Source organism: Wandonia haliotis (genome assembly GCF_039523435.1).
GTDB lineage: Bacteria > Bacteroidota > Bacteroidia > Flavobacteriales_D > Crocinitomicaceae > Wandonia > Wandonia haliotis.
Genome location: NZ_BAAAFH010000006.1, coordinates 1 through 24,490, shown reverse-complemented (window position 1 = coordinate 24,490; position 24,490 = coordinate 1). Strand labels below are relative to the sequence as shown.

General features: G+C 41.2%; 19 protein-coding genes and 1 tRNA gene. 11 read left to right on the top strand and 9 right to left on the bottom strand.

Annotation, left to right across the window (positions count from 1 at the left end; translation table 11 throughout):
- Nucleotides 1–124: 124 nt before the first annotated feature.
- Both ABDZ97_RS06105 and ABDZ97_RS06100 read left to right on the top strand, forming a co-directional pair.
- Nucleotides 125–826 carry a DUF4271 domain-containing protein gene (locus ABDZ97_RS06105; RefSeq protein WP_343785698.1) on the top strand — a complete coding sequence of 234 codons (702 nt, stop codon included), beginning with the start codon at nt 125–127 and terminating at the stop codon, nt 824–826.
- A gap of 12 nt (nt 827–838) precedes the next feature.
- Nucleotides 839–1,591, top strand: coding sequence for a uroporphyrinogen-III synthase (locus ABDZ97_RS06100; RefSeq protein WP_343785697.1), 753 nt, complete (start codon nt 839–841; stop codon nt 1,589–1,591).
- A gap of 58 nt (nt 1,592–1,649) precedes the next feature.
- Here ABDZ97_RS06100 and ABDZ97_RS06095 read toward each other — a convergent pair whose 3' ends face one another.
- Nucleotides 1,650–6,956, bottom strand: a complete 5,307-nt coding sequence (locus ABDZ97_RS06095) for a hypothetical protein (RefSeq protein ID WP_343785696.1) — start codon at nt 6,954–6,956, stop codon at nt 1,650–1,652.
- A 115-nt stretch (nt 6,957–7,071) separates the two neighbouring features.
- Here ABDZ97_RS06095 and ABDZ97_RS06090 point away from each other — a divergent pair, with 115 nt between their 5' ends.
- The 3 genes from ABDZ97_RS06090 to ABDZ97_RS06080 all read left to right on the top strand — a co-directional run bounded on the left by ABDZ97_RS06090 (nt 7,072) and on the right by ABDZ97_RS06080 (nt 10,357).
- A complete protein-coding gene (locus ABDZ97_RS06090) occupies nt 7,072–8,361 on the top strand; it encodes a T9SS type B sorting domain-containing protein (protein WP_343785695.1) in 1,290 nt (429 codons plus the stop codon).
- The gene (locus ABDZ97_RS06085) at nt 8,358–9,296 is read left to right on the top strand and encodes a PorP/SprF family type IX secretion system membrane protein (protein WP_343785694.1); all 939 of its coding nucleotides are present in this window, start codon (nt 8,358–8,360) and stop codon (nt 9,294–9,296) included. The genes ABDZ97_RS06090 and ABDZ97_RS06085 overlap by 4 nt, the downstream gene beginning before the upstream one ends.
- 89 nt (nt 9,297–9,385) lie before the next feature.
- Nucleotides 9,386–10,357 carry an OmpA family protein gene (locus ABDZ97_RS06080; RefSeq protein WP_343785693.1) on the top strand — a complete coding sequence of 324 codons (972 nt, stop codon included), beginning with the start codon at nt 9,386–9,388 and terminating at the stop codon, nt 10,355–10,357.
- A gap of 81 nt (nt 10,358–10,438) precedes the next feature.
- Here the strand turns inward: ABDZ97_RS06080 and ABDZ97_RS06075 are convergent, their stop codons facing one another.
- Nucleotides 10,439–10,627 carry a hypothetical protein gene (locus tag ABDZ97_RS06075; RefSeq protein WP_343785692.1) on the bottom strand — a complete coding sequence of 63 codons (189 nt, stop codon included), beginning with the start codon at nt 10,625–10,627 and terminating at the stop codon, nt 10,439–10,441.
- A 63-nt stretch (nt 10,628–10,690) separates the two neighbouring features.
- Between ABDZ97_RS06075 and ABDZ97_RS06070 the strand changes: the two genes are divergently transcribed.
- Together ABDZ97_RS06070 and purQ are read left to right on the top strand one after the other, a co-directional pair.
- A complete protein-coding gene (locus ABDZ97_RS06070; RefSeq protein WP_343785691.1) occupies nt 10,691–11,641 on the top strand; it encodes a hypothetical protein in 951 nt (316 codons plus the stop codon).
- 90 nt (nt 11,642–11,731) lie between these two features.
- Nucleotides 11,732–12,415, top strand: a complete 684-nt coding sequence (gene purQ / locus ABDZ97_RS06065) for a phosphoribosylformylglycinamidine synthase subunit PurQ (protein ID WP_343785690.1) — start codon at nt 11,732–11,734, stop codon at nt 12,413–12,415.
- Here purQ and ABDZ97_RS06060 read toward each other — a convergent pair.
- The 3 genes from ABDZ97_RS06060 to hemW are packed head-to-tail and all read right to left on the bottom strand — an operon-like array spanning nt 12,412 to nt 15,729.
- Complete coding sequence (locus ABDZ97_RS06060; protein WP_343785689.1) at nt 12,412–14,097, bottom strand: Ig-like domain-containing domain; 1,686 nt, start codon at nt 14,095–14,097, stop codon at nt 12,412–12,414. The two genes, purQ and ABDZ97_RS06060, sit on opposite strands and share 4 nt — an antisense overlap.
- On the bottom strand, nt 14,067–14,549 hold the full coding sequence (locus tag ABDZ97_RS06055) for a GAF domain-containing protein (RefSeq protein WP_343785688.1): 483 nt from the start codon (nt 14,547–14,549) through the stop codon (nt 14,067–14,069). Before ABDZ97_RS06055 ends, ABDZ97_RS06060 begins: the two co-directional genes overlap by 31 nt.
- A gap of 55 nt (nt 14,550–14,604) precedes the next feature.
- Complete coding sequence (gene hemW, locus ABDZ97_RS06050; RefSeq protein ID WP_343785687.1) at nt 14,605–15,729, bottom strand: radical SAM family heme chaperone HemW; 1,125 nt, start codon at nt 15,727–15,729, stop codon at nt 14,605–14,607.
- A 74-nt stretch (nt 15,730–15,803) separates the two neighbouring features.
- Between hemW and ABDZ97_RS06045 the strand changes: the two genes are divergently transcribed.
- Nucleotides 15,804–16,154 carry a hypothetical protein gene (locus ABDZ97_RS06045; RefSeq protein WP_343785686.1) on the top strand — a complete coding sequence of 117 codons (351 nt, stop codon included), beginning with the start codon at nt 15,804–15,806 and terminating at the stop codon, nt 16,152–16,154.
- On the opposite strand, the gene recO is transcribed toward ABDZ97_RS06045, so the two are convergent.
- Complete coding sequence (gene recO, locus ABDZ97_RS06040) at nt 16,151–16,867, bottom strand: DNA repair protein RecO (protein WP_343785685.1); 717 nt, start codon at nt 16,865–16,867, stop codon at nt 16,151–16,153. The two genes, ABDZ97_RS06045 and recO, sit on opposite strands and share 4 nt — an antisense overlap.
- Before the next feature lie 2 nt (nt 16,868–16,869).
- Nucleotides 16,870–19,194 (bottom strand): type IX secretion system anionic LPS delivery protein PorZ, encoded by a 2,325-nt coding sequence (gene porZ, locus ABDZ97_RS06035; protein WP_343785684.1) that lies wholly within the window; start codon nt 19,192–19,194, stop codon nt 16,870–16,872.
- A gap of 154 nt (nt 19,195–19,348) precedes the next feature.
- Here porZ and ABDZ97_RS06030 point away from each other — a divergent pair.
- Nucleotides 19,349–19,422, top strand: a tRNA-Arg gene (locus ABDZ97_RS06030).
- Here ABDZ97_RS06030 and ABDZ97_RS06025 read toward each other — a convergent pair.
- The gene (locus ABDZ97_RS06025) at nt 19,376–20,989 is read right to left on the bottom strand and encodes a recombinase family protein (protein WP_343785709.1); all 1,614 of its coding nucleotides are present in this window, start codon (nt 20,987–20,989) and stop codon (nt 19,376–19,378) included. The genes ABDZ97_RS06030 and ABDZ97_RS06025 overlap by 47 nt on opposite strands.
- 1,525 nt (nt 20,990–22,514) lie before the next feature.
- Between ABDZ97_RS06025 and ABDZ97_RS06020 the strand changes: the two genes are divergently transcribed.
- Entirely contained in the window at nt 22,515–23,180 is a 666-nt protein-coding gene (locus ABDZ97_RS06020; protein ID WP_343785683.1) for a hypothetical protein, read from the top strand.
- A gap of 57 nt (nt 23,181–23,237) precedes the next feature.
- Here ABDZ97_RS06020 and ABDZ97_RS06015 read toward each other — a convergent pair whose 3' ends face one another.
- Complete coding sequence (locus tag ABDZ97_RS06015) at nt 23,238–23,600, bottom strand: response regulator (protein WP_343785682.1); 363 nt, start codon at nt 23,598–23,600, stop codon at nt 23,238–23,240.
- Between the two features lie 156 nt (nt 23,601–23,756).
- Between ABDZ97_RS06015 and ABDZ97_RS06010 the strand changes: the two genes are divergently transcribed.
- Nucleotides 23,757–24,104: a helix-turn-helix domain-containing protein gene (locus tag ABDZ97_RS06010; RefSeq protein WP_343785681.1), complete on the top strand. Its 348-nt coding sequence runs from the start codon at nt 23,757–23,759 to the stop codon at nt 24,102–24,104.
- Nucleotides 24,105–24,490: the final 386 nt, after the last annotated feature.

The following is a 24,490-nucleotide window of genomic DNA, read 5'->3' as shown; positions in this document are numbered from 1 at the left end:
TACTTCTTACAATAGGAAGGAAGAAAGGAATTCCGGGTACAAAAATGCCTGGTTATTAAAAGGGCATATCAGGGAGCAGAAGATGCACCTGATATAATCAGGATTATACTACCTTTGCTAATACATGTTTGATATACTGACATACGACCATGATATGTGGCCTCTTTTTGAGGCGGTGAAGAGGAATGAGGGCACACAGGCAATCATTAATTACGGCATTTTCTTTGCTTTGATTCTTATCTCTGTTGCAAAATTTGTCCGTCCGGAGATTTTCTCTGCCCTGTTTCGTATTCTGATCAGAAATAATTCAATTAATCAGGTTATCCGGGAGAATTACGGAGCCGTTCATTTTTCGGACTTTCTGTTACTCATTAACTTTTGGTTGGTTACCTCTATGGGGAGCCTTTTGTTTTTTGGGGGTATTAATATACCCTTTTTTGTTCATCTGTTGTGGCCGGTAGCCGTTCAATTGTTCTTTATGATTCCCCTTGTATTGGTAGGTTTTGTGACCGGCAAAAAAAGTGTCATTCGGGAGAATGGATTTAACCTTGTTTTGCTACCACAGCTACTAGGGTTGTTGCTTTTGCCGATTGTTGTAGTGGGACACTTGAACAGCTCCCTGATTGTGCCAGCCGGATGGGCGTTTTTTGTGTGTAACGCACTGTTTATTTTGTTTATAAATATCCGGGCAATATTTTTTGGTTTACAGCAAGGTATTCCGTTGTATTATATTATTTTGTACATTTGCACCCTCGAAATTCTGCCATTGAATGTGTTTTTTGATGCGTTTATGGCAGATCGGATTTTGAATATGTTGAACCATTAAAACTAGGGAAAATTGAGTATCAAAACGATTTTGGTTTCTCAGCCCAAACCAGAGGGTGACAAATCACCGTATTTTGACCTGGCTGAAAAGTACAAGCTGAAAATTGATTTCAGACCTTTTATCCATGTGGAAGGTGTCGGAGCGCAGGAATTCAGACAACAACGTGTCAACCTCGCGGATTTTACTGCTGTTATTTTAACGAGTAAGACAGCCGTTGACCATTACTTCAGAATTGCTGAAGAAACCCGGTTTACTGTTCCTGATTCTATGAAGTATTTTTGTATTTCCGAAGCAGTAGCTTACTATCTTCAGAAGTACGTTACTTACCGAAAGAGAAAGATCTTTTTTGGAAAACAGACGATCAACGATTTGATCGATCTTTTCAAAAAACACAAGGAGGAGAAATATTTACTTCCGTGTTCGGACATTTTGCGGGAACGTATTCCGGATACACTGGATGAGCAGGGGGTGAAGTACACCCGTGCTGTTTTGTACCGGACGGTTGCTTCTGACTTGTCAGATTTGGATGATGTGAAGTATGATATGTTGGTTTTCTTTAGTCCTTCGGGAATTGAGTCTTTGTTTAAAAATTTCCCTGACTTTAAGCAAAACGAAACGAGGATAGCAGCATTTGGACCGACTACGGCAAGTGCGGTTCTAAAGCATAATCTGCGTTTGGATGTTCATGCTCCTCAACCCGAGTCTCCTTCAATGACAATGGCGATTGAAAAGTATGTAGAGGCAGCAAAGAAAAAGAAGAAATAAACGAGAATATACGTTACGTATAAAGAAATGGCGGAAGTACTACTTCCGCCATTTTTATTTAAGGTCTTGGTTTGATGATCGTTGTTGATGATCTGCTTCCGGATGATCGTGTTCCCGAAGAATTCCCTCCACTATCTCTTTGAGGTGCTGTAGTGGGAGAGGTCGTTTGGGGACGTGTAATGGTTGTTCCCGAAGGCTTTCGAATTACACCCGGAGTGGTTGAGGTTGGTGTGTCGTCCGTTCCAGAACTTTCTTCCTGTTGTGAATCCGAAGCACAATTCCCGTCAAACTGACTATTGGGAACCCATTCTCCGTATTCCGGACCATCTGTACTGGAGTTACATCCGGATTTAATCCAAACACCTTTGATACACTTTCCTGAATTTTCTCCTGTTCCGGAAAGGGTTCGGATTCTTCCGGATAGGTTGTCGAATTTCTGCGTTGTTTCATCCGAAAATTTAAGAACAACGTTAGAAATACTTTTATCACTTGAAACTGTTACGGTTTGGTGTGCATTACGGAAAGTCGCATTTACTTTTGGAAGACAATCATTTTCAATGGATGAACTGTTTGATTGACCCGAACCGTTGCTGTTTCCATTTTCATTCCCATTTGTATTCCCAGCTGTTTCACAAGGGCTTTGCGGTCTGTTGTTTCCATTCCCGCTGCGCGGAGCCGTGGTGGATTCGATACAGATTTGCCAATGTCCCATTGATCCCGGGTGATTACTGCTTACCTGTACAATCAGATTTCCTGTGAACAAATAATATCGTCCACTTTGAATGGGGTAAGGCGCACCATTAACGGTTGCATCTGCTCCACCTGCAATCGGCAAGAAATAAGCACTGCTTGCCGGACCCTGGTAGGAGAAGTTAGGATTGGACTGTAAATCATCGCGGGTAAATGTCCCCGAAGGAGTTATCAGGCAAAATTGCCAGGCAGAATTACCCGGGTTGAATCGTGGTCCGCATGGTTTGTCTGTACTACACTGTCCATTGAACGTTGTATTGGGCGTCCATGTTCCGTAACCCGGTCCGTCATTGCTGGAGTTACATCCGGACTTAATCCAAACTCCGATAATACATTTCCCTTCCTGTGTTCCGGTTCCTGCAAATGTTCCCGTATTTCCGGAAAGGTTATCAAATTTTTGTGTGGTATTGTCATGGAACTTTAAAACTACATTAGAAAGCTCTTTTGTGCTGGACACTTGTACAGATACATGATTTGCTGCGAACACAGCTCCTGTTTGCGGCATACAGTTTCCGGTGTTATCCTCTCTTTTCTGACGAATGATTCGGGAGGACTGATCTGTGCCCGCTTCATTACTTGCTACAAAACGCACTTCATATACAGGATGTGTATTGTCAAAAGTCAATGGAAGCGTAAAGTTGAGCTGCCCACCGGACAAAGAAGGATTGTATTGAGCGAAATCCACATTATTGACATAACATTGTACCTGATTCAATGACGAGATATTCGTTATGTAACCGGTAACAGTGTATTGTGTTCCGGTAATAATATGTGGAGTAGCCACCGGATTAGTAAATGTGATAACGGGGGGTTGTATAATAACCGGCTCCGAATAGACAACTGTTTTCGTATCGGAACTACTTCCTGCCGTATTTGTAGCATTTACCACGATGACATTAGCACCTTCCACCCAGTTTTGTGAGAAACTTACCCGATTCAGAGAAGCGTTATAAGCAAAATTACGTGGAGCACCGTTGACAGTGACAGTTATTTGTGAAGAGTTGCTTACATTTTCAACCGTAGCAACAACTGTCATTGACGGGGTTGTTGTGTGATGTGGATTTTCTTCCGGAATTGTGATGTCAACGGAAGGAGGGAGTACCGTAACAGGTTTCTTATAAATAACCTGGTATGTTTCAACATCCTTGCCACACTCGTTTGTTGCGGTGACCTGAATGGTATTATTTCCTTCCGCAAGTGTAATTGTAGAGCTGAAAACCTCCGTCAGTGTATTCAGGTTGAAATTAACCGGAGTACCATTGTGATTAACAACAATTTGTCGGGGAGAACTTATGTTTTCTACATTTCCACTAATGTTAAACGTCGGAGAGCTGGTAACATTTCCTGCCGGGATATTGCTGGTTAAATTCCAAACCGGTGGTGTACAGCGTACATACTCGATGTTCCAGAATACACTGGCTGCACCACATTTGTTTTCTGCAATAACACGTATCGTATTGTTTCCTTCTGATAAAGATACCGTTGCAGTTACAAGGTGACGTGCAGGGTCATAGATGAACGCCTGACTTTCCTGTCCGTTGATGTTTAGTGAGATCTGTCCGCTTTCCGTAATATTCAGGAGAGAGGCTGTTATGCTGATTTGTCCTTCCTGAATCTGTGCAGTGGTATTTACCGGATTTACCCTACTTGCCTCGGGAACAAAACAAGGTTCCTGAACTGGTGTGTATTTTATACTAGTGGAAATTCTGGAAGAACCACATCGGTTTGTTGCCAGTATTTCAATGTTGTTCATCCCTTCGGTTAGTGTGAAGGTTCCTGTCAGTTGCCCGGTTGTAGCAGCAAAATTTAGATTGTTTTGCGGTAGTCCGTTTAAGAGAACCGTGATATCATTAACGGAGGAAACTCCTGTCACTTGTGCGGCAAAACGTACCGATTGATTCTCACTCGTACTATTCTGCTGCGGTTGATTCATTGTGATCACCGGTTTATTACACGGAGTTACTTCCCGTTTGTAAATAACGGTCGCTGTTTCAGTATCGCTTCCCGCTTCATTGGTCCCTGTTACTTCAAATATATTGTTTCCGGGAACCAGGTTGGTGGTGAAGAATACTTGTTTGGATATACTTGTAAATGTGTACAGATCAGGAGTAATGATAACTCCATTATGACGGATGCGAATTTGTCCTTTATTAGCAACGTTCAGAACGGTTGCCTGCATATTGTATGCTTGTTGTGTAACTGTCTGTGGTGAAGAAGCCGGGTTGACGAAAGTAACCACAGGCGGTTGTTGTTGGATAATACGTTTGTAGACAATCGTTTGTACGTCTTCAGCATATCCGGAAGTAGTAGACGCCACAACTTTTACAAGGTTGGAACCTATATTCAGGGGAGCGTTAAAACTTACCTGATGTGTATTTCCGTCATAGAAGAAAGAAGTCAGTTGTGTCGCGTTGACAAAGACTGAAATTTCTTGTTGAGAATTTGCATTTAACACGGTAGCCTGTACCTGTGCTGTAGGTGCGCTTGTTTCAGCAGGGTTTCCAACGGGGAATGTGATGTCCACAACAGGTGGTTTAACCGGGTTATACTGGCGATAGATGATAGTTGTTGACTTTTCATCGATTCCGGCCGAATTGGTTCCCCGAACAGTAACGGTATTGGCTCCATTTACCAGTCCTGTTTGAAGAAAGACTTCCTGGGATGAATTACTGTAAGTAAAATTCGTTGTGGGAATACTGTTTACCCAAACGCTGATTTGTTGCTGACTGGTTACATTTTGTACGCGTGCCCGGACTCCGTAATTCGAAATAGTAACCGTTTTCGGGTTTTCGAACGGATCGAGGAAAGTTACGATCGGAGGATACTCAACAACAGCTTTTCTGTATATAATAGTTGTTGATTTTTCAGCAGTTCCTGCTTCGTTACTCCCCTTTATCTGAATAATGTTAGCTCCTTCAATCAGCTCTGTAGTAAACGAAACCATATTATTGGCAGTGTTGTACTCAAATTGGTGTTGCCCTAACGATCTGCCGTTAACCAGTACGGAAATATTGGCTTTCTGTTCGACATAAAGAACGGTTGCCAGTATAGAAGCTCTTTGTTGGTCAACAGTAATGGGTGAACTGGCAGGATTGATGAAGTTAACTACCGGAGGTTGTCTCAAACGAGGCCGTTTCCGGATGATAATTGTTTGCTTACTGTCTGTTCCTGCCTGATTGGTTCCTGTCAGAACAACGCTATTGTTTCCTTCAACAAGAGACAGTTGAGCTGTTACAGCTTTTGATGTAGGGTTGAACGTAAATGTACTGATAGTGGTGCCGTTCAGAGAAAGCGTTATCTGGTTTTTGGTATCCACATTCAAAACCTGAGCAGCAAGAGGGAAAACAGTAAGTTCTGTTTCGTACGGACTTTGCGGAGGGTTTTGATAACTAACAATAGGAGGTGTTATCTGCGGAGTTTCAAGAATAAGAATTCTATTATCTTCCGCACTCCCGCATGCGTTGGTAGCAAGCACTTCCAGGATATTCTGACCAGGTGAAAGCACTACATTACTCTGAAAACGATCTGTTGCCGGATCATACGTAAAGTTCGTGTTGTACTGACCGTTGATTTTAAAAGCTACCTGATGAGCACCTTCTATGTGGGTTACTGTTGCTCTGAAAAGAAAGGATTGATTCTGTACGGAGTAGTTTGTCCGTGCCGGATCTGTGATAGCTACAGTTGGTGTCAGGCAATTTCCGCCGGGCGTAGTTGGCGTCAGATTATCTACTGGTGTTTCTGTCGTTTGTTCATTTTCTTCTTCGGGGAGTTTTTTCTTTCCTTTTCTCAGGTTAAACTTGAGATAAATTCCGGTGTAGTGATAAATATCATTTGATCCGCTGGGGTTTCCTGAATTGTCATAATTCTTTCCGTCCCACAGATCCGTTCTGGTAAATGTAGTTTTATGCTCTACACCAACCTGAAATCGAGGTCCGACCTGATACCCGATTCCCAATCCTACACTGGGCATCCAGGAAACGTTATATCCTGTCTTGGTACTTCCGTCAAGTGGTGTGTCATACGTTGCATCCTGAAGATTATTGATAACAGTATTTGAATAATCACCATTCAACGATGTATAGTCATACATATAGGCTGTGGAATCGGTGTTATTCAGTACATTGGAATAGGTTTGCCACCAGTTCAGTCCGATTCCTCCAAAAAGGTAGAGATCAAGTCCTGTACGTTCGCGCAGACGATTCGCGTGAATAGCCAGTTCGAGTGCTATTCTGTGCTGGTCGGTTTGGAAATTACGCACAATAGTAGCTGTGTCAGGCTTGTAGTAATTTACCTGCGGATAGGTAGAACCACTTAGCGAAGCATCATTTGGAGATACCATCGACAGCTCGTTGTCCTGACCAATCCAGAATCCACGAAGGTAGCGCAACCGGACATCAAAACTGACGGGAGTTCCGTAGTTATAATTGAAAGATCGACCGACCATAAAACCCCAACCCAATTGGGTTTTGTTTTTCACATCAGATGTGTGCCAGATTGCCCCGGCATTTAGTCCGATAAACCATTTGGAATCGGTTTCATACTCCGTAAAAACGCGTTGAGCAGATAAAGTGTTTAGCACAAAGACAGCTAAAAACAGTGCGTAAATTTTTTTCATACGTAGTTTTTTTGAACAAACCTGTTAATACATTTTTCATGCCAATTTTGTTCATTACCATGCAAATGTATGGATAACTGAATGGAAATTTATAGTTTTACATACCATTTTAGTGATGAAATACGTAATTTTCTGCATATCTGTTTTCTTTCTGATCTCTTCTGTTTATACGCAGGAGGATTATAACCAATGTAATAATGCAGATACGCTTTGTCCGCAGGAAACCGTTCGTGTCAATAACTATAATGCGAATATTACTTTTTGCCCTTCTTGCGAAGATGATTTTACCACTTGCTTTACGCCACTGAATACCATTTGGTTTGTTTTCAGAACGAATGCAATGGGGGGAGACGTAACCGTTTCCGGAACAAATCTTCTTTTTGATAATACCGTTAATAACACCAACAATTCGTTGAGTATTGCAGTACTTGAAACTTCTGTTCCGTGTAATTCTGCCGGTTATGTGCAGTTGGGCTGTTTAACGGATCAGAACGGCGCGTTTAATCTTCCGGTAACGGGGCTTGCACCTGATTCGGAGTATTACATTGTTTTAACGGGTACAATGGTTGGTGCAGGCGCTGTTGATCCCAGTCAGTTTGAACTTGATTTGCGGGTCGCAGGACCGGGAGTGAATCGTCCGGCTTCTTCGATTGCTTTGGTTGCCTCCAACACTATATTTTGCAAGGGACAAACCGTTAATCTGAGTGTAGATACTACACTATGCCCCGAACCCGCTTCGGTAAACTGGTATCGGAATGGTGTGTTCTGGTTTACTTCCGTCGGGACAGAAATAATTACAGCAGAGATAGAAGATGATGATATCATTCGTGCGGAAACAGCCTGTTATGAAGATTGCCCGGTAGCGGTAACGAGTGGAGACATCCAGTTCACAGTATTGGAATTTATTATAGACGCCGGACAGGATCTGGATATATATGCCGGAGAGTCTGTACAACTGGATGGGTATACGGATGGGGCAAATTTTTATTGGGAACCGGCAATCTGGCTCAGCGCAACAGATGTTCTGGACCCGATTGCTTTTCCGGAACAAACGACCACATTTTTTCTTACTGCCACTAATGGAGTTTGTGAATTAACAGACGAAATGGTCATAACGGTTACAAGTGATCTTCTAATTCCGGATGTTTTTTCTCCGAATGGAGACGGAATTAATGACACCTGGGAAATCAAAGGTGCCTCCCGTTATCCGAATATGCGAATAGAGGTGTATGACAAATGGGGACAAAGGGTTTTTGAAAGTGTCAGTTACAACGAAGAAAAATTCTGGGATGGAACATTCAACGGCAAGTTGTTGCGTACATCGACTTATTACTATGTGGTCTCACTAAATGAGCAGGGGCCAAATGATACGGTATATAAAGGGGCAGTGACAATTGTACGATGAGACGATTTTTAACCATACAACTAGTAATTTTTCTTTTGTTTACTGTTCGGGTATCCGGTCAGCAGATGCCTCAGTATTCTCAATTGCCCTTTCATCAGTTTTCACTCAATCCTGCCTTAGCAGGAATAAATACGTGTGTGGATATGCGTATTTTATACCGGCAGCAATGGATTGGTGTTCCACAAGCTCCGTCAGGAGGTTTTTTCACCTTGTCAGCGCGTGTAGGAGGAAAAAAGAGAAAGTACATGGGGGCTTACCATGGGGTCGGACTCAAATTCGAACGCGAAGCATTCGGACCGTTTGCTCATAATCGCTTACAGTTTGCCTATGCTTTACATATTCCGTTAAAAAAAGAGCTTACCCTTTCGATGGGAGCTTATGCGGGAATTGATAATATGACTTTTGATGCTTCGCGTGTGACTTCAATCGATCCGGATCCTGCAGTGCAGACCTCTTCTTTTTCTTTTTTAGGACCGGATGCTTCGTTCGGAACCTGGTTAACAGGAAAGCATTTTTTTGTTGGGGCTACCCTGCAGAATTTAATCCCTTTGGATTACCCGATTGGTTATGAGGCATCCAAGAGGATTCATTTTTATCTCAACGGGGGGGGGCAGATAAAACTGAATGATGCCGGACTAAGTCTTTTACCTGTAGCTACTTTTCGCTTTCCACCTACCGGACCTATTGGGATAGATTTTCATGCCCTTCTTGATTTTCGGAATACGTTTACATTCGGAGTCGGATACCGAAAACAGGAATCGGTTTTGTTTCTGGCGCGGGTTAAGTTCTTAGGTTATTTTACGGTTGCGTACTCGTTTGATCTCATTACGAACAAATTAAAGGGAGGAATGGGGCATACGCACGAATTGTCGATCGGAATTACTACCTGCAAAAAGAAAAGCACACAATCTGACGTTTGCCCGGTGTTTGAGTAGAGTTGTTAAAGCCGGGTTGTGTATAAGAAAGGTTTCACCTCTTCCCGGAGAGCCTTTAATTCATGTTACTTTGTAAAAAAGTCAAGATCATGAAAAGAAATTTGGGGTTACTACTGGTGGGGATGCCGCTTTTCTTTGCTTGCGTTCCTTCAAAAAAGTATAACGAATTGTTGGAGAAAGAACGCGTTTGTGCTGAGGAGCTGGCGAAGTATAAGTCGATGGCAATAGAGAATGAGGCGAAGTATAAAGATCTGGAGGCTGTGTCCGAAAATCTGAAGAAAGATATTAGCGCATTGAAAAGTGATACGACTGAGTTGGGTCAGAAATTCAGATCGTTGCAGGCAGAATATGATAAGGCAACTGAACTGAATATTATTCTGGAGAAGAAGTTTGATGAGAACCGGTCGCTCAGTGCGGCGCAAACGGCTCGCTTGCAGGCTGAACTGGAATCAAAAGCATTGGAAGTGCAGCGAAAAGAAGACGCACTGCGGGAGCTTGAAGCCGAATTAATTGAAAAGCAAAGATTACTGGCGCAACGTGAAGCAAGAGTGAACGAGCTGGAAGAATTAATTGCAAAAAAGGACTCAGCAGTAAAAGCATTAAAAGAGCGTGTTGCAAAAGCACTACTAGGGTTTGAAGGAAAAGGTCTTACTGTGGAGGAAAGAAATGGTAAGGTATATGTGAGTCTTGAGGCCAAGCTGTTATTTGCTTCCGGTTCAACGCGTGTCGAGTCGGAAGGGAAACGGGCACTGGTTGATCTGGCAAAAGTGTTGGAAACAACAGAAGATATTGAAATTGTCGTAGAAGGTCATACAGATACCGATCGTTTGGCAAGTTCAAGCCATCCGAAGAATAATTGGGAACTCTCTGTTCTTCGTTCCACTTCGGTAATTGATATTATTTTGAATAATTCATCCGTAAAACCAGAGATTTTAACTGCTGCGGGTCGTTCAGAATACCACCCTGTGGATGAGAGTGACAAGGCAAAAAATCGTCGGATTGAAATTATTATAGCGCCGAATCTTGATCAACTGTTTGAAATTCTGAACAGTGACGAGTAATTAGAAAAAGCAAATCACAAAAAAGGGCGGTTATTATTTAACCGCCCTTTTTTAGTTTCTTTATCCCGATTGTATAATCTCTTATTTGAGCTGATTCGGGTTATTCGCTGCCTCGGCATTAAATTTCGCCTGGTAACGCAACCAGTAGAAAAGTCCGAAAAAACCAAGAGCGATAACTGCATAATTAAAAGAGTTACCGATAACGTCAAAAATTTGCAACGTCCACTGTAACAAGTCAGCAATTCCGTTGAATACTACAGATGAATTCATAACCTAAAATATTTGCTCCAAATGTAATGAATAATTTCTTTTCTGTGATGTATATTCGCAGAAATGATACGACTTTTTAAATCGAACCAGCCATTGGCTGTTTTATTGTTTCCGGTATTGGCAATGGTGATGAGTGGTGTTTTTCTCATGTACCAGGAGATTCCGCAAGAACTGGATCTGGGCGTGTGGGGGAATTATCCTTCTCCGGATATCATTTGGCTTACGGTCATTTCTGCAGTTATCGTATCTTTCAATGCTTATCTTATTAACAATACATTTAACTCGAATGATTTTCTTGAACGGAACACCTATGTTGTGGGGTTCATTTATATTGTCGGATGTTTTACGATCAGTATTGTCGATAACCCGGGAGTGCTTCTTTTCCACTTTTTTGACATTCTGAGTATTCGCCAATTATTTTTTGTTCGCCAAAATGATGACGCCAAAAGGGCAATATTCAACGGAGCATTATTGCTTGGTATCGGGCTGAGTTTCTTCCCGCATGCTTTTCCTCTCTTGCTTTTCCCTTTCTTTACTCTGATAGTTATTCGTCCGTTCGTATGGAGGGAGTATGCCCTGATTTTTTTGGCATACGTGGGGGTGTTGGCCTATATTATCACTTACGAACACTACTATCCTTCAGGGAACTTTATTCATCATTTTTGGGAACAAAACTCAGGCTTCTCCTGGTCGCTTATCAGTCTTATTCAGTTTTCTGCCTGGGTTTTACTCTTGTTAGTTTCCTTTTTCGTGATTAACAAGAAGATCATCAGGAGTGGTTTGCGATTCAAGCGTTTAATTACATTGTCCTGGATTTCTGTTTTGCTATTAATCTTTTCCGAGTTTATCCATTTTCTGAATATTAAAGAATATGTAATGATCAGTCAGGTAGGTACTACTTTCCTGGTTGCGACCGGAATTTCATTGGCTCGTGTTCCTGCTGTTTATAACATTTTACTGTATTTTTTACTCCTGTTTGCAATTTACATACAGGTAGGTTTGAAATTCTTCTGAAAGAATTGACTATTTTTGCAGGGAATTATTCCTTTTCATGACGAAAAGGGAGTTAGTAAACAGGGTATTGCCCTTTAAATGAGATAAAAGATGAAATTTGGTGTTGTAACTTTCCCCGGATCAAATTGTGATGAAGACATGGTATATGTACTTGAGACGAAGCTTGGACAAAAAGTAGAGCGTCTCTGGCATAAAGATACTGATCTGAAAGGAGTTGATTTTGTTGTTCTTCCGGGAGGTTTCAGCTACGGTGACTATTTGCGTTCCGGAGCCATTGCACGTTTTTCCCCTATTATGACTGAAGTGATCAAACACGCAGAAAAAGGCGGATATGTGATGGGGATTTGTAACGGTTTCCAGATTCTTTGCGAATCGGGGTTGTTGGAAGGCGCATTGTTACACAATAACAGCCAGAAATTCATTTGTAAAAATGTTTTATTAAAGCCAGTTTCCGAATCGGCACCAATTACCAAAGGATTAGAGGACAAGGCATACAAAATTCCTATCGCACACGGAGAAGGACGATTCTTCGCACCGGATGAAATGTTGAAAAGCATCTGGGATAACGATCAGGTTTTGTTTCAGTATGTGAACGAAGAACTTGCTGTTACTCCTGAATCGAATCCTAATGGGGCGTTGGATAATATTGCCGGAATTACCAATAAAGGAAAAAATGTGTTCGGAATGATGCCGCACCCTGAGCGTGCTGCTGATTCTGAATTGTCGAATACAGACGGAAAGCTGATTTTTGATTCGCTTCTTAAGTTCTGTTAATCCTCAACGGTTTTCTCTTCTGAGGAGTCTTCTGTTTCCTGTTTATCCGGGTTTTCTTCTTTTGGAGTAGAGAACTCAAGAGTTACTCTGTTTTCCCAGTTGGCGCGAAGCGTAATCGGATCTCTGAACCACAGGCAGTTTTCAGGCTGAATTTTATCTTTATACGATCCGGTGTCCCACTGACCGTTGCGGTTGTCGTCCCGTACAAACTGGACAATATAATTCCCGGGTTCCAGATATGAAAACGTATAGAGTGTGTCTTCCGGAGTATACACCGTTTCCTCGGCAATGAGGTTTTTATCGTTGAACAGGCGCAATACCATAGGGCGATCAGGGCGATCTTTCAATACAAGTTCAAGAACCGAATAGTTTTTTTCTTCTTTGCGTTGGAAACGTACGACGACAGTATCCTCCAATTTTCGATCATAGAAATCAGTTGCAAATTCCGGTAGCCATGTTATTTCGTAAGGTTCTCCGGGAGTGAAATCTCCTTCTATAACCAGAGTAGATGGTTCCTGAAAAGTGCTTTTGACATGTACACGGTTTGTGTCCTTATCTACCACAGAGAGTAAACTGGTATCAAAATCTTGCAGAGGCACTGTTGAAATGAGTTGTAGGGTATCAAAAATTCCCAACCGGTTTTCGCGGGCCAGATTTGTCTTTAGCGTGAAAGGCTCTGAAAAAGAAGATTTCTTTAGAAACAATCGTGCACTGAGACTGGTGTCCGGCCAGTTGATGTCAACGCTGTACGAATTGAGTTCTTCCGCTTTGATCCAGAGGTAAACCGAATCTGTTTTTTCCGTTTCCTGTAAAAGAAAATCAATAGGAACCGAATCCTTTTTTACAACAAAATCCGCATCGGTAAATTCCCGGGTAGCTGTTAACAGAATTCTTCCGGGGGCTGTGATCTCTTTTGTTAAGAGGCGCAAGCGTTTCTCAAATGTCGGGAAGATGAAGAGGGTATCTGTATTTGCCGTAGTATCGATTTGTATAGTGTGCGAAAGAAAAGCGACCGGGTCGGCTTTTCCGGGGCGAAGAGTGGCCGTTGAACCACTAAAAGCAAACACTTCAAATTCTCCCTCTGCGAGGTACGAAAATTTAGCAATCCCCTGTTGATCTGTCTGGGAAAAGTATTTCGGTTTATGCAAGTATGGATCTAAGGTATCCGAAGGGGTGTAAAGACCAACCAGAACTTCTGACACAGGTACTCCCTGTTCGGCATCAATAACAACGGTGGAATAGGTGAGTGAGTCGATAACAGGTCCTGTTGCGAATACATAGTTCATGATGCTGTCATTTCCCTCACTGTAATCCTGTATGGCACGGTTGAAGTAAAAGGAATATGTTGTATTCGAATCGAGGTGGGATTTAGATAGATCAATAATCAGGTCTTTCCCTTTGATTTTATATTCGGGTCGGGGTTTGATTTCCGGTACAACAACAATATTTGCAGTGGGATTATTCAGACGGATAAATTCCGTAAAGGGAATCCGTATTTTTTCGGGTACTGTATTTACAGATGCATGGGGAGGAGTAATGCCTGCACTGTCAGGTACGGGTGCAGCCATGTCTCTTGGTCCTCCTTCCAACGGAACCATTTGTGCACAACCGGCAAAAAACAAAATCAGTAAGACGGGTACTAAAAAACGAATCAATCCCATTTGCGTTCTGCCAACCGGCAAATTTTACTTAGTTCACGAACATCTATGGCATCAAATTCATTGAGTCTTTCGCTGTCAATATCAAGAACACCCACTACCTGTGCGTTCTTGAAAAGTGGAAGTACGATTTCCGATCGGGAAAGGGAGCTACAGGCAATATGTCCCGGAAACGCATCTACATCCGGAACGACCTGTACAGCGGCAGTTTCCCAACAAGTTCCACAAACTCCTTTCCCTTTTGCAATACGCGTACAGGCAACGGTTCCCTGAAAAGGTCCGAGAACCAGTTCGTTTTCTTGTACACGGTAGAAGCCTACCCAAAGAAAACCGAACATTTCTTTTAGTGCTGCTGAAATGTTTGCGAGGTTGGCAATTGTATTCTTTTCGCCTTCGAGTAATGCCTCCAGTTGCGGGTATAGAGAATCATAGCGTTGCTGTTTGGTTCCCTCTACGATATCTAAATCTTCTGCCATGTTTCAAAAATAATGCTTTATCCCGTGAAGATAGCGAAAAAAGCGATTGTATATTTCAGACAAAAAGAGCCGAAGCGATATAATCAGCCTTTAATTTACCCTGTTGGGTTAACCGTATTGTATTTCCGGACAGCTGTAGATCTCCTGCTTGTATAAAATGTTCCATTTCGGTGCGAAAGGCATCTGTCAGTGGAAGCGTATCAGAAAGCTGTTGCAAATCCACTCCCCAGATTGTTCGCAGCCCGGTGAGCAATAATTCGTTAAAACGGTTTTCGGGAGAAAGGTGTTCTTTTTCCGGTGTATGTTTCCCTGATTGTACAGATTGTATATAACGCGTATTATTTGCTGGGTTCCAGAACCTGTTTTCTCCGTCATAACTGTGCGCTGACGGACCAATTCCGAGGTATTTCCTGTTCTTCCAGTAATTGGAGTTGTGTTTGGCATATTGTCCGGGAAGGCAAAAATTGGAAATTTCGTAGTGCTCGTATCCTTTTTCCCGCAGGGTTTGGATAAGAAGCTCAAACTGTTCGGCTTGGGTGTCCTCATCCGGGACATGGATTTTATTAGTTCCTACGAGGTGGTGCAGCGTTGTTTTCGGTTCTACGGTCAGACAATAAGCCGATATGTGGGGAACGTTCAGATCTGTTAGTTTGTAAATATGCTCCTTCCATTCCGTTTGAGATAGATCAGGAAGTCCGTACATCAAATCTACAGTGAGGTTGGTGAAACCAAATTTCTGTGCTTTGCGAATGGCGGATTCTCCTTCTTCTACAGAATGTGCCCGGTTCATCCATTGCAGGTCTTGTTCCCGGAATGACTGCAGCCCTATACTCAGTCGGTTGATACCTGCTTTTTTCCAGCCCGTCAGATTTTCTTCCGTGATGTCGTCCGGGTTGGCTTCCAGTGTAATTTCTTCAACGGTCTCGGTCGAGTTATTCTGATGAACAGCAGTAAGAATGGTTTCCAGTTCTTCTGGTGTCAACAAACTGGGTGTTCCTCCTCCGAAGTAGATCGTTGTTAATGGTTCTCCAGAGAAGAAAGCGGGGCTTCGCATCTGAATTTCATTGCAAAGTGCTGCGATCATTTCCTTCCTGTACGATTCAAAAGTCGTGGAGAAATGAAAGTCACAATAGGTGCATTTCTTTTTACAGAAAGGTATGTGGATATAGATGCCTGCCATCTTATGATTATTTTAACAAAAATAAATTTTATTCGTTGAACAACTTTTGTAATTTGCCTCCAAATTATAAGAGTATGAAGTACAGAAATAAACAAGAGCAGGTCAATCATGAGCTGGAGCAATTTCTGACTACACTCAGAAGTTTAATACCCCGGTATTCGGAACTGGTAGGAAAGCAAGAGTTGAGTGAGGAGGAGCTGACGGAATTAGGAGAGCTGGAATACTTTCTGATTGAGGTGAATGCACGGATCTCGGATCTGAAAATGGTTTTGGATCACGACCTTTTTGGTCTTTCACTGGATCGGTATTATCAATTGAAAGAGAAAGCCCGAAACGGTGATGTATCTGCCAAACTTAAGATGGACAGAATGCGTGAAACGTTTAACGAGTCTTTCAGAATGAAATCAGTAATTCACTGGAATTAATCATTAAAGACTTCTTCAAGCACTTCGACCGATTTCGGGAAGTGAAATCCGTTGATGTGTATAGCGTAATACCTGAGCATCAGACGCAACAACCTGTTTCTGATTTTTCCATTTAAACTGTATTGTAATACGATGTCTTTAGGGGCTGAAAAAAACCGGGATACTATCCGGATGTGTTCACCTGTTTCATAATTTCCTGATGTACTTTCCGCCCTGTCTGCGATGATCCCCTCGTCCGGGTAGAAAAAACCGGCATCTGATGAATTGACCTGTGGCTCTATACCAATCCACTTTGTGAGTTCTGTTGTAAACCAAAGCGGGTAATTCGCTTCAAATGGAGCTAAATCCAACTCGTGAATTTCTGCAGCCAGAAAAAGAAAAAAATCTTCTTCCTGTTCACTTTCCTGTTTTGTTACATTATACAATAACTCAGCCAGATAAAATGCTGTCGCTGATTTGTAGGGGTGACTGTGAATCGACGTGAAAACAAACTCGGGAGAAGCAGCGGAAATTTTAGCCAAATCCGAACCGGGTCGTTCATAAAATTCGATTTCCAGTAAGGTAAGGGGCTGGAGTATATTCCCGTGTTTTTTTTTCCCTCCCTGAAAGATAAATGTACGAAGTCCGGATTGTCTGCACAGAAGTGTCAGAATAAGACTGGTCTCCGAGTAATTGATTTTACGCAGAAGAATTGCCTGGTCTTTGGTCTTCATAATCAGTTAATGAAAACGACTTTTCCTACTTTTCTTCCTTTTCCGGATGGATCCGCGGTCCAGATCAGATATACTCCCGATTTGGCACGTTCGCCCTGCAAGGTTTTCCCGTTCCAGGTAGCTGTTCCTCCGTTGGATTGCGTCTGATAGACCAGATTCCCTCCCGAATCGGTTACTTTTACATCCGAGTTGTAGGCAAGTCCCTGAATGGTAACCGGTCCTGTAAAATCAGGTCGTACAGGATTGGGGAACACTTTTACCGAATTAAATTCAGGATCACCTTCCGAGGCATCACTCCTAAAGGAAACCAATCCCTTATCGGTGGCAAAAAAGACTTCACCGGTATTTTGGTCAATCGCGATATCCAGAATATTGTTTGAGATCAACGGGCTGTTTTCTGCTGTGAAGCGGTAAATCTCTTCTCTTCCGTCCGGAGAAAGGAGGAATACGCCCGAAGCTTCGGTTCCGATCCATTTTCGGTTTCCTCCGTCAATAACGATTTTGGTAATAACGCTTTCTCCCAATAGAATTTCAACAAATTCATCCACCTGAATGAGGATCTGTTGGGCATCGTATTGACCCGCAGTTGCTTCCGTGATATTATCGGCACTGTAAAGAATCGCCAATCCTGCTTCGGTTCCGAACCAGATATCGTTGTTATAATCCACACAAATGGAGCGGACAATATTGGAAGGAAGATTACCTAAACCTTCTCCCATTGTCAGTCGCTTAAAGGAATCGTCTGATGGATCTTCTATCGTTCCGTTATCATTGAATGCAACAACTCCGGATCCGGAGGCAGCCACCCATTTTATACCATTGAAGTCAATTGCCAGATCGGTAATTGCTTTGGATTTCATCGGTGCACCGAGATCAAACTCGTACCACGCGTTGTCTTTTGTTTTTACCTTCAGGGGAAGGTTCGAATACGACTGAGCGATCCATAAATTGGAGCTGTTATCAAAAAATACTTCAGGTACGGCATACATGTTATTTCCCAATGTCGTCAGTTCAAGCAGAGAATTATTTTCGTCAAACCATTCGGCAATATTTTGTCCGTCCGTCACTTCAAACAGACCCCGTCCGGATTGTGTCCCGAAAACAACGTGATCAATATTATTCGGATCTACGGAAACACTTAAAATGTCCCAGGTGTTGACGGCCATTTCCGGTTGGTTCATCAAGTTGATACCGACCCACTCTTCGTCTTCGAAAAGGTAGACTCCTGCGGTGTTGTAGGTTGCCTGATTTCCGGATAATCCTCCTCCTGCGACGGCAAGTTTGCCTCCTTCCCAGGTTAATCGGTAATAACTGTTGCTGGAAGGTCCCGGAACACGTATTTTTTCATGACTGAACGAGTTTCTGGCCTTCACCAGTCCGTTGTTGTTGTCAGCGATGTAATAATCTTCCCCTGGTTTTACCGCGTTGTTGGGATAGGCATACTCGCCTTCGCTGTATTGAAAGACAATATCTACCTGATTAAAATCGGCATCCAGTTCGTACAGTGTTCCTTCCGTGCTGATCAGGAGGTTTTCGCCTGAAAGTGATACGGATTTAATTTCCTTGTCTAAAAGCGCGTTGAACGGAGAAAATATACTGCCTTCCTGGATAAACAACGTATCCTCGAAATTGGTATCACTGTCAAATTGCAATAACAACCGACCGTTTTTATTCAGCAAACTGTGATAGCTACCCCCTGAGGCGGTAGGAATAAGTGTGTAATCATTCCACTGGGTATAATCGGCGAGGGCGATGTTATTTTTATTTCCGTACCGCACACGGTCTCCGGCCAGTGCAAAGATGGTGTCTCCCTTAAAGGCAACATCCATGATTGCTGTAGTGGTGGGAAAAGGGAAATAGGTGTCCCGAACTTCCTGCTTCACAGGGTCAAATTTGATAATTCCCACACCTGTAGCTGCATAAACAAAGCCATCCGAAGAGGTAAATGTATTGTATCGTTTGTTCCCGGATATGTTTGCCAAAAGAAGCGCCGGAATATTGTAAACCGTATTGTTTTTGATTAAATCAAGATTCCCGTTGGCGTAACCGATGAATAACGTCTGGCTTGTTGCGTCATAATGTACTGTGGATAAGTCAATATCAGAAAGGTTGTTTGCTGCGGTCCACAAGTATTTTTCAGCTCCGTCAATTTCGCGTTCCAGAAGCCCGTTTTCCAGTGCGGCGTAAACATGCGTAGAAGAAGCGGTGATATCAATTGCTTTTCCCGGGGGAGTGAAAAGACGCCATTCTCCCATGGGAGTCTGACCGAAAAGAGCGGGAATCATCACCCAACCGAAAAGAAAGAAGAAAACCAGAATTTTCCGCATAATCAATAATTAATCAAATATGGAACGAACAAATATCCGAATTATTGAATAAACGAACCGGATAATTCCGGAAATAAGCAGGATGAGGTTGAGGAATATTTTTGTTTTGATGAATTCGTATTTTTATTACCTTTGCGCTTTGCAAGTCAGAAATGGCCCCGTGGCGCAACTGAATAGCGCATCAGATTTCGGCTCTGAGGGTTGCAGGTTTGAATCCTGCCGGGGTCACTCTAAAGGGGAAACTACTTAAAATAGTATTTTCCCCTTTTTTATTTCCTCTCAAAGTCCCCACTAATTCAGGGATTGGAGCGAAAAAACTGTTTATGCGTTTGGTTAGAACTCTATCATTTTTTCGCTCATAGATAATTCCGCTTGGGAATATCAAATTTTGCAAAATCATTTTTTCTCCAACTTTAGCGTTTTCCCACCATAGTAAGGGTTTCCTGCAAAATTTAACAACTATATTCAAGCTTTTTTCAAGGTTAGAACTCCCTTTACGGAATTTTGCAAGTTGAGTTTCGAGTTCCACGATTTCAGTGTTAAATTTTGATGTGAATTTTTCAAACATTTTTCGGTCAATTACACCCGTTACTAAATTTTCTTCCGCACTCTCAATTTTCTTTTTCAACTCTGAAATTTTTGATTTATACAATTTTTGATTTTCGTTTGCTTCTTCAAAAAAAGCGCTGTACATATTCGTAATTCCGATTTTAATCAATTCCGTTTCACTTTCTTGAATCTCAAACGCTGAAAGAATCGTTTTAAATTGCTCATGGAGCTGTTTTGCGCTCTTATTGGAGTTACAACCCTTTGTTCTACATTTGTAGTACCAGAGGTTCTTTTTACGAACAATAAACCCTGTTAGTGGTTTTCCGCATTCAGAACAACACGCAAAACGTTTGAGGGGTAAATTTTCATCCTCTTGTTTGTGCGAAACAGGGTGGTTTCGGGTATCTGCAACAATGTTGTTTACTTTCAGGAAAATTTCTTTCGATACCATTGGTTCGTGTTTTCCTTGGTTCACTTCTCCCGGAGTAAATTTAGAAACGATAACCCCACAATAATAGGGGTTTGCAAATATCTCGCTTATTCTACGATCATTTAGTTTTAGTCCCATTGCGTTTAACCGTTTAAGAATTTCACAGTTTCGCATTTGTTTTTCTGCTTTCCAAAGAAACGCTTTGCGTAATAGTTTTCCTTCTTCGTTGAGTACAATTTTTTGATCTACTGCTTTTCCCCCTTTGTTTAGGTTCACATACCCCCGTGGAATGGAGTAGGGGGTATATCCCTTTTCAACCAATTCACGCATTGAACTTATGGTTCTTTCAGTTCTGGTGAGGTTTTCCCAATGTCCGAGAATTAGCATGAAGTTTCGTTGTACTTCTCCTGAAATTGTGGTCGGGTCAATTCCCTGTGAAGCGGAAAGGGTTGTAACTTTATACTTCTTTTGTAGTTCTTCTGCGATTTGGATTCCGTTTGCACCCGATCGGGAAAATCTGTCATACGTATTAACAATAATGGTAGTAACGCTTTTGGTTCGTTTCACAAAAGAAAGTAATTTTCCAAACTCTTTTCGTTCGTCCGTTTTTGCAGATTCATGTTTACCCCCAAAGTAAGCAACTACATTATAACCGTTACTTTCTGCATATCTATTGCAGTTTTTCAGTTGTGTTTCCAAACTGGTGTTATCTTCTTGTTTGGAATGAGAAACACGGGTGTAAATAACTGCATTTTTTGTATGGTTTTGTTCCTCAACTTTGGGAGCAAATTGTTTAAAAACACTTAATTTATCCATGATTCTTTATTTGATTAGAGTTTATAATCGTTTCTAATAAAGCTAAACACACAGATTCAACACTATTTATTAATTCTTCGTATTGTTTGTGTGTGATGTTTTTGTATTTTGGAAGTGAAACAATATACTCGTATGTGAGTTTGTTTCGCAACCGTTCTTTTGCTTGTTCAATTCTATGTTTAGCAAATGCGCACATAGGGAGTAATTTTAGTGTTAATCCCCTTGTTAGTGTAAAGCATACAAATTGCGTTATATGTTGCGTTTTTGCTTGCATTTTCTCGTTTTCTGTTACTTAATTTATCCGTTTTCATCTGATAGGATTTTGCAATTAATAAATTTTTTCAAACTCCGACCCCCCGTATTTTATAAAATTTCTTAAAAACACGTTCATTCCTTTTATTTAGAGGAGGTTGAGCGCATTTACTTTTTATAATCTGTTGATTCCTATCTATAGGGGAACTACAAAAAATACGGTGTACAGGGTTAGAGTTCTTTCCGTCGTTGCTCTGTGTAACCGTTTATGATCTCTTTAGTAACGACTTCTACTTTTTCTTAACCTTTTATAGTTATAACGGGAGGGATAAAGATCATTTCAAAAAATAACTGCCCGGTAGACAGGAGTTTATGCGGTCGTTTTGATTTAATTCGTTGAAAAATAGTGGGATAAAAGAGGGCAGTTATTTTTATAGATAGAAGGAAATGCGTCCAAACATACTATGAAGGCTTGTTTTTGATACGATTTACTGTATCGGATATTTGTATTTGGTTAGTACAGCTCCTCACGAATAAATTTTCCGATTCTTTAGTTTGTCAAAAAATACTAATTATCGAATTCCGATACGAATCCGAATCGGACAAATTTCGACGAATCCGACTTTCCGATATGCCCAATCTGGTTTCCCGATAGAACGAACCGATAAAAGGTTACGATATAGTTTTAGGTTTCATGTCTCCGATACGAACCCGAATCGGACAAATTTCGACGAATCCGACTTTCCGATACACCCAATTTGGGTTCTCGATAGGACGAACCGATAAAAGGTTACGATATAGCTTTAGGCTTCATGTCTCCGATACGAACCCGAATCGGACGAATTTCGATAAATCCGACTTTCCGATACGCCCTATTTGGGTTCTCGATAGGATGAACTGATACATTCGACTATTTACTTTTATACTTTACCGATTCGATTTCGTATCGAAACATCTGATGAATTGAATCGAAATAACAAAACTATTGTGTACAATACATTACTTAGGAGATGAAACTACTGTATAATGAAATTACAGAAGAGTATGTCGAACTAAAAACATGAGTTCTAAAATCTTCTAGACAAAAATTAGTTGGTTTTATCCGATTATTTTTTAGTTTAGTGTTATTAAGATGCTTATTGCGGAAGCTTGCCACTCGTCCTAGCAAAGTTGTATCAACACCGCGTTTAACAACTTCGATTATCGAAACGAATCTCTCGTTTTGAGAAATAGTTGACGAGTGATATTTTTCTGGCGGGAGTTCTATATAAAGATGAATCGAAAAGTCATGTGCCATTCGGCTAGTTATATCAAGCGTAAGGCAAAATCAATTAGTAAAGAGGAAGGAATTATTTATGCTCGCGCATTAGATAAATCCGCTGTTCTGTGTGGATATCATAACTGGGAACATTTCGTAAACTCAATTAAAGCAGATGATTCTTCTTCACTGCTTAAAAATTCTCAATCAAATACGATGAACCCATATCGGAAATTATTAGTTGCAGCGGTTAATAAATTACTTAGTGAAAAACGGATTTCACTAGATGCTAATAATAAAAAGTATTCGGATGCCGGATACCTTATTACAAAACTATTTGGGCATACTACCGTAATTATTTGGGCTGATATTGGTTTTGAGGAACTAAGTATATCCGTTTGGTGGAAATATGATCATTCATTACATCCTCATGCGAATCTTACTGGTAGTTTGCGTGAAAACTTCACATCAGGGAAGCCTTTAGGTAAACGACAACATTATAAAAAATTTGTTGGCGTTATTTTATGTGGATGGCTCGAAAGAAAAGAGGGTAAGTACGTTCAGAGGGAAATGAATAGAACATATAAAATCTATTCTCGAAGGGGAGAAAAAGAAGAATTAGAAAGAATTATGGATCCAGTTCCTTTGGGGTTCAAATCTGAAGGGAATTTTCATCGTTAAAAATTATTGATAGCAGAAAAACGTCCCCTAGACAAAGGGGGCGTTTTTTGGTTACTATCAGGATAGGGAATAAATGCTATCAAGTAGTTTTTCAGGTTCGGACTTAGATACACAGGCATTAGCTCCCATTTTTTTGAGTTTAGTTACTGTATGGTTGCTGTACCATGTACTAAACATGATTACCTTACTGTTGGGGTAGTCTGATTTGAGTTGTTTTAATGTAGCGATTCCGTCGAGTACAGGCATTTGAATATCAAGAATTACAATATCTACCTTAGAAGTCTTCAGTTTGTCAAGTAATTCCTGTCCGTTTTCAGCCTGTACGACAACTTGAATGTTGTTCTTTAAGGATAAAAAGGCTACCAAAGATTTTCGTAACATTGGATGATCTTCGGCAAGGGCTATTTTTAGTATATCCATAACCTTTTGATTAGTCGTTTTTCTAGTAATAGGGTTTAATTAGTTGATTTGTTTAGGATAAAAATATATTTTATTTCTGTGGTAATTTACCACCTACAAATTCCTTAATTGAAATAAAAGTTCTACTTTTGAACTGAACTGGTAAAAGAGATTGTTATGATAAAAGACCCACACACAAAGATTAAGCATATACGTGAACTAAAGAACTATACGCAGGAGTATATAGCCAACAAGTTGAATTTATCAATCAGGGCATATTCCAAGATTGAAACAGGAGAAACGCAACTAACCATAAACCGGCTGAATGAAATAAGCGATATTTTGGAGGTAGATCCGATTGAACTATTAGGGTTTGACCACCAACAAGTATTTAATAATTGTAAACAGGAAGGAAATATTGGAATCAATTATATCCAAATGTCTGACAAATTGATTGAGCAATACGAAAAGAGAATACAAACACTCGAAAGCCAAATTACCTTATTACAAAGCCTTATAAAATAGTTCCGGGGGTATGTTCCTTGATTTTTTTTATAACTGACCGCTATTTGACGGTCGGAACGGTCAAAAAACAAAGTAGAATTACTATTATTTCAAAAATGACCGCTGTTTTGCGGTCGCAACGGGCGGTTTTAGTTGTTTGTGACATAATTATTTTATAACTGACCGCTATTTGACGGTCGGAACGGTCAAAAACAAAGTAGAATCACTATTATTTCAAAAATGACCGCTGTTTTGCGGTCGCAACGGGCGGATATTGTAGATACTTACAGAACAAAAAAAACGGGTTCCCCAAAGAGAACCCGCTTGCCGGAACAGCAAAAACAACCAGTCGTGACCAACCCTGTTCCGGACTCTACCCGGTTTATTTATTCCACAGCAAGTTTCTG